Below are 5798 nucleotides of genomic sequence, written 5' to 3' on the forward strand. Positions count from 1 at the left end.
ATCTATAATTGGTCTTCGATTTGTGCGCCAACAGGAAGTCATATGAATCTTAATTTTGAAAATCGGTTATCGATGTAGTCATAGATACATCGATAAAAACCATTAAAACAACAGATTTTTTAAAGAAAGGTCTTGATAAAATGAAAAAATGGCGYCCRTTYGCSAGTATGCCMGARCAATAYAYAGGATTRCAGGAARTYATAAACAARCAASYAGAAGTACCTMAACCTCTTTTAACAGAAGAGCAAATGGAKCAAATYAATTTCAYMTTGATTGAAGCMYTACATAYAAATAAACAAGTTTATCTTACATACTACAAAAAGGGACAATGTATTACAGAAAAGGGATTCATCCAATTTGTTGATTCCCTGGGGAATTTGTTTATTTTTATCGATGAAGTATTTGAATTAAAAAACAAAATGAGGTTAAGTGAACTAATTGATGTACGCTTTGTATAGTACATGATGAAATAGAAGTCAAAAAGGGCAGCCTCTTAGCTGCCCTTAACCGTATCAATTTAATTTCGTGAGATTTCTATTATTAGGTGAAAAATCAATATTATTATCTTTATAAGTCAAATATGCTCTAAAATTTTCATTATCATTTTCTTGTGAAAATAGCACTTGTTCACTTTGTCTAATATAAAGGTATAAGCGATCCTGCTTATCTTTATATTTTTCTCCAATTTGAATTGCGTTAAATTCATCAATAAAACTGTCTTTACTAGTTTCTATAATTAAAACTCCAGCTGTATTTTGAATAATACCGATGATTAAATTATTAAACTTTAGTAAATAATCGAAATCTCYGGCTTCATCCTCTTCTTTACTGTTTGGATTACCTAACCTTGCAGTAATTAAACTTTCATTATCACCTAATGTAATACCCTTAATATAAATTTTATTTTCTTTAGTAGAAAAATCATTTGTATTTTGCATAGTTCCAATCCCCTTAAATAACTATATTTGTAATTAGATATTACTACAATTATGAAATTATGGGAATTTTAACTTTATGCACCTTAACCTTTGTTAGGATTATAATTAAATTAGAGTTTATATCTATATCCAAACTATCTACATGAATTAACTTAAACAAGAGAATTAGAAAAGAGTGATCAATATGGAAGAGAAAGAGCAGCAAGAAATCGATCTTGATAAAGTGTATGACTATGCTGAATTTCCGGATAAGGTTAGTGGTCGATGTGATAATTGCAATTCAGCTTACTTCAAAAGTTCCGTAAAAGGTGGGGTTTTCTTACGTGAATGTCGCCAGTGTGGGATGAAGAAAAGTATCTAATCATAAAGAGCTATAAGGAGTATGAGTATGGAACACATAGTTGATATATTAGAAACTAAAAAAAGCTCTCTAAGCGATGAAAATCAAGAGCTGTTAAAGAAATTGATACGAAAAATAAAATCATTTGCTACTACCCCACTCAATCGCAAACATTGTTTACGTATGGCGCCATTTGCTGACTCTAAAGAGATAACAGAAGTTGTGATTAATATTATACAACCGTACGAGCTGAAGTTGCTTGGCGACAGCTGCTTTCGTGGCTACGATAGCATTGGATATCACTATTGCATCGCATTACTTGCTTGCAGAGTTGCATTAAACAAGGTAGATGAATTAGAAGTTGTAACAGTGCTTGAACATGAAGTGGAGAAAAAATTGAAAGAACATGAACTGGTAGCCTCTAGAGGTGGAGAAAACTTTCATGTAATGCTTCGTATTTTTAAGTGTTTTAAAAAAGATACAGATAGGTTAAATCATTTGATGATACGACTACAAGATCACAGGGATTGAGATGCACCAGCATGTCATTCACAAACAATCAACTCTATATAAGTGATAGCAATAACCGGCAAAACTTTAGATTTTTTATTGAGTATATGAAATCGTTCTTCGCTTCAATTAAGGTTATATGAAGGAATTGTCCTCTTATGTTCTCTTTAGATGTATAGACATAGACAACTTAGAGCCTCTAGTCCATTTCATGAAAAAGGTAACCAACTGGGACAACCTGCAGCATATAAAAACCCATTACTTCTTACATAAYCASCTAYCCCTTACCTACTGCAGTAAGGGTTCTTTTTTATTTTTSGAMTGGACAGGCAASCWTACTGCAGTAGCTACATAGTATCTAAAGAATTACGACTTCACTAACTAATCAGTAGCTAGTTCAGTATCGCTACCCCGTTAATACAAGCTGTATAACCCTCTTGAAGCCGTTTATGGAATCTGTAAGGGAGCTGAGCCGAAGAGGCGAAGGGKGCGACCGGATGYSTTGAGCTGAAATAACTGAGACMTGAAAGGCGAAAAAATAAAAAGAATGAAAGWAGGTACCAACATGARAAAAACACAATGGTTTGACTTTCGAAACTTCCTCCATAAACCTTCTTTAAGCTTCTCAATAAAACCTCGTCCTTTTAAAGCTTATTCGTTTGTTCCTTTTAGTCCAGTTGCTATGCTTGATCCTACCATTCTAACCGTAGGAGGGATTGTTTTAGGAATTGCCTTCATTGAACAGGTATTAAATCGATGGGGTGCGATGGATCTTGCCGGTCAGTTTGAAAAGGTAATGCGGTTTATCTTGCCCGTTACCTTTTATGGAGCCTTACTTTACTTCTTTGCGACATTTATGTTTTGAGGAGGGGTTAGATGTTTGAGAAACTAAAATTGCGTGGAAAGCTTATTAAAGCATTTCGTACAGCAGAAATTTATAGGGTCATAAAGCATGGGGATCGTACCTCCTATCAATTTCCTAAAATTCATAAGATCGATCACCAGAATAACTATACTCGGTATGCCTTTTCTTTACTTAATGGCATTGATCCTGAACTTTTAAATAAAAAAAGATGGGCATTACGACAAGTATTAGGCAGCAATATTGAAGTGAATGGCAGCTTAAAAAACTTTAGTATTACCGTTCATCACAAGGACTTACCTACCATGCTTAAATATGATTATGAAACAATCCATCCTCACATTGAGAAGATGGAGCTGCCTGTCTGTATTGGTCAAGAAATCTATGGAAACTTCATTTCGTGGGACTTTGCGGATCTAGAAACCTTGCTAATATCGGGTGAAATTGGAGCAGGAAAAAGCAGTCTCATGCGTGTGATCCTCACAACATGGGTAAAATATGCCTCCCCTGAAGACTTGCGCTTAGTGTTGGTGGATCTTAAACGAGCAGATTTGGGGCTATTTCATGGGGTTGAGCATGTGGATGCGCTTTGCTTTGAGGCCAAAGATATGAGAAAACCTTTTGCTTTATTGCGAGCTGAAATGTATCGAAGAGGCGATTTATTGTTAGAGCATGGCGTGACACATATCAGCAGGCTACCTTTTAAGCTGCCTCGTATCGTTGTGGTAATTGATGAAATGTCCATCGTGAAGAGAGAAACAGATCTTGTAGAGATGATTCAACAGTTTGCGAGTCAAGGTCGTGCGTTAGGTGTTCATACGATTATCGCCATGCAGCGTCCCGATGCCGATTTGTTGAATTCAGCACTAAAAGCAAACTTACGGGTTCGGATCTCTGGAAGGCAGGCCGATGCGATAAATGCRAAAGTAGCCGGAGTMATCGGCRCAGAAGAAATCGATGCCGCAGCCAGGGGGCGSATGAAAATTAAAATTGATGARGTRAAAGAGTTTCAAGCCTWYTTCTTAGATGAAGGAGCTTGTAAGGAAATACTTTCACCTTATAAAACACGTGTGAAAGATACTGAACCAGAACTAGAAGTGGTATCACAGTCTATTTTTGGTTTATTAGAGAAGGAGGAGCAGCGATGAGTTTCCGGTTATCTCAACGTGATAAAGACATCATAGCGTTTATTCATCAATTTAGAGCCGTGGATCGAGACTCTTTAGTTGACCTATTCTTCAAACAGCTTAAATCGCCTATAAATGCATGTAATAGTGTGATGGTACGTTTATATCGATTAGGGGTAATTGAACGTACACAGCAGTATTCTCCTACGGTCTACTTACCTGTAGATGCCAAAATTAAAAAGAACTCTCAAAAGATATTACATTTCCTTTCTATCTTGGATGTCTATAAGCAAATGTGTACGTATAGCACACCTAAACAGGTCATTGTTGAAGATAAGCCCACCGGACGAAAAGGAGGAATTGAACCGGATCTCTTTTGTATTTTTAAAGGATCTCCGTTTTGGATTGAAATTCAGAGAAATCAGTATTCCGAACAGAAAATGCAGGAAAAGATTAACCTTTATGAAGAGTTCTTCTTTTCAGATCAGTGGAAAGCCTTGCATTGGCAGCCTGAGGACCGATCAGCGATCTTCCCTTCTGTCATTTTGGTTACGCCTGTTCGGTATGCTGTTAATTCTGACCACATCCGCATTATACAAGTAGCCAGTATTCATGAACTTATGGAGAAATACAAGAGTTCAGCAAAATCTCAAAAAGAAGCAAGAACAAAAACAGCTCATTCTTCTGGTGAGATTAGAATTAACTTAACATAAGCTATTCTAGGGTATGCAAAATTTCTAATTCAGTTATTATTAAGGGTGCGGTAAAATATTACAAAAGATAGGTTTTACGGAGGATACTTATTTTGTTAATCGTAATTAGAAATTCTTTAATAATAGCTGTTTGTCTTTATTTAGCAAGTGTTTTTCTCCCTGAAGTAATGAATGTAAATGAGACTGTTGCAAAATATTTATTTGTGATAACAGTTGGCATTTGGGGTATTAAATCAAAAAATAAATGGTGGATTAATCTTATTTCTTTTCTTTTGGCTCTTATTATTCTAATTTTTTCTTTGGATTTCTTACCCGAAAGCATGCTGTAAAAGATAAAAGTAAAAAGCTATCTCGTAGAATGAGATAGCTTTTTATTAGGACTGCTAATTATAAAGTACCAAAATATAACCGCAAGTAAACAATAGCACATTTTTGCCATAATGGCTATTTTTGGATGAATCGACATATGTATAAAAAGTAGTCTTTTTATACGCCTTTTCTTCACACACACCTGGAGAAATCACCGTCATATCAAAGATGTATAAAAAGCTGCATATCCGATTAAAGGCACCCACAAGAGAACCCTTTTACCTGTAAGGGTTCTTTTGCTTTCTTGCTTCCTTAAAATGGTTTTATGTTAACTAGAAATAAAGATATATGTTTATATAGACAGTTTAGATTGAGTTTATTTTGGATAAGAATAGAGATGTCACCTTCCGAGGGTTGACTAGTGACAGGCAGGCACAGATTAATGACCTTCTACTTATTAGCATAGAGGGTCATTTCTTTTAATTATCGGGGATAATAGGTAAACATATGTAATTGTGCCTTTTTATATATTAAAAAAATCCTCTGCCTTTAGTTTTGAATCATGTTTCTTCAGGAGATTCATAACTTTCTTTATCGTAGAACCGGATGGGATATAGTTTGAGTCATTAAAAATTTTACTAACTGTTAGTCTATTTATATTAGTTATTTTAACGAACTCAGTTTGAGTATATCCTTTTTCCATTAAGTACTTTCCAAGTTTGCTCTTTTTGGTTATTTTAGGCATATGAACACACTCCTTTGTATAAGGATTGACGCATTGAAAAAATTTATTCATTTTTTGTTAATAAAAATTAGCAAAAAGTTTAGGTTACAACATATAATAAACTATAAAATAAAAAGTATATGATATGGCCTATGCAAGAGTTAGAATAATGTCGATATTTTTGTCATAAACATATAGCATGAATACAGTTAAGACCGCCTTATACACTRATACATAATGGGCGGTCTTTGTTGTGAATATTCATAGATATATAT

General features: G+C 34.7%; 9 protein-coding genes. 7 read left to right on the plus strand and 2 right to left on the minus strand.

Annotation, left to right across the window (positions count from 1 at the left end; translation table 11 throughout):
- Positions 1 to 167 precede the first annotated feature (167 nt).
- A complete protein-coding gene (locus AC1DRF_RS14925; RefSeq protein ID WP_477741042.1) occupies positions 168 to 458 on the plus strand; it encodes a YolD-like family protein in 291 nt (96 codons plus the stop codon).
- 54 nt (positions 459 to 512) lie between these two features.
- Here the strand turns inward: AC1DRF_RS14925 and AC1DRF_RS14930 are convergent, their stop codons facing one another.
- Complete coding sequence (locus AC1DRF_RS14930) at positions 513 to 938, minus strand: hypothetical protein (RefSeq protein WP_477741036.1); 426 nt, start codon at positions 936 to 938, stop codon at positions 513 to 515.
- A 184-nt stretch (positions 939 to 1122) separates the two neighbouring features.
- Between AC1DRF_RS14930 and AC1DRF_RS14935 the strand changes: the two genes are divergently transcribed.
- From AC1DRF_RS14935 to AC1DRF_RS14960, 6 genes are all read left to right on the plus strand, one after another.
- Positions 1123 to 1299 carry a DUF8096 family protein gene (locus tag AC1DRF_RS14935; RefSeq protein ID WP_098792106.1) on the plus strand — a complete coding sequence of 59 codons (177 nt, stop codon included), beginning with the start codon at positions 1123 to 1125 and terminating at the stop codon, positions 1297 to 1299.
- A gap of 27 nt (positions 1300 to 1326) precedes the next feature.
- Positions 1327 to 1809, plus strand: coding sequence for a hypothetical protein (locus AC1DRF_RS14940; protein WP_477741037.1), 483 nt, complete (start codon positions 1327 to 1329; stop codon positions 1807 to 1809).
- A gap of 544 nt (positions 1810 to 2353) precedes the next feature.
- Positions 2354 to 2653: a hypothetical protein gene (locus AC1DRF_RS14945; protein WP_477741038.1), complete on the plus strand. Its 300-nt coding sequence runs from the start codon at positions 2354 to 2356 to the stop codon at positions 2651 to 2653.
- A gap of 11 nt (positions 2654 to 2664) precedes the next feature.
- Positions 2665 to 3798 carry an FtsK/SpoIIIE domain-containing protein gene (locus tag AC1DRF_RS14950; RefSeq protein WP_477741039.1) on the plus strand — a complete coding sequence of 378 codons (1134 nt, stop codon included), beginning with the start codon at positions 2665 to 2667 and terminating at the stop codon, positions 3796 to 3798.
- Complete coding sequence (locus AC1DRF_RS14955) at positions 3795 to 4490, plus strand: hypothetical protein (RefSeq protein WP_477741040.1); 696 nt, start codon at positions 3795 to 3797, stop codon at positions 4488 to 4490. The genes AC1DRF_RS14950 and AC1DRF_RS14955 overlap by 4 nt, the downstream gene beginning before the upstream one ends.
- A 92-nt stretch (positions 4491 to 4582) precedes the next feature.
- Complete coding sequence (locus AC1DRF_RS14960; RefSeq protein ID WP_477741041.1) at positions 4583 to 4819, plus strand: hypothetical protein; 237 nt, start codon at positions 4583 to 4585, stop codon at positions 4817 to 4819.
- 503 nt (positions 4820 to 5322) lie between these two features.
- Here the strand turns inward: AC1DRF_RS14960 and AC1DRF_RS14965 are convergent.
- Positions 5323 to 5595 carry a helix-turn-helix domain-containing protein gene (locus AC1DRF_RS14965; RefSeq protein WP_308013696.1) on the minus strand — a complete coding sequence of 91 codons (273 nt, stop codon included), beginning with the start codon at positions 5593 to 5595 and terminating at the stop codon, positions 5323 to 5325.
- Positions 5596 to 5798: the final 203 nt, after the last annotated feature.

The sequence above is a fragment of the Priestia sp. P5_B4 genome (genome assembly GCF_056400385.1).

Bases quoted from the DNA above. Each gene is read 5' to 3' on its own strand.
- AC1DRF_RS14935 (WP_098792106.1), top strand. From the start codon at position 1,123: ATGGAAGAGAAAGAGCAGCAAGAAATCGATCTTGATAAAGTGTATGAC.
- AC1DRF_RS14940 (WP_477741037.1), top strand. From the start codon at position 1,327: ATGGAACACATAGTTGATATATTAGAAACTAAAAAAAGCTCTCTAAGC.
- AC1DRF_RS14955 (WP_477741040.1), top strand. From the start codon at position 3,795: ATGAGTTTCCGGTTATCTCAACGTGATAAAGACATCATAGCGTTTATT.
- AC1DRF_RS14965 (WP_308013696.1), bottom strand. From the start codon at position 5,595: ATGAATAAATTTTTTCAATGCGTCAATCCTTATACAAAGGAGTGTGTT.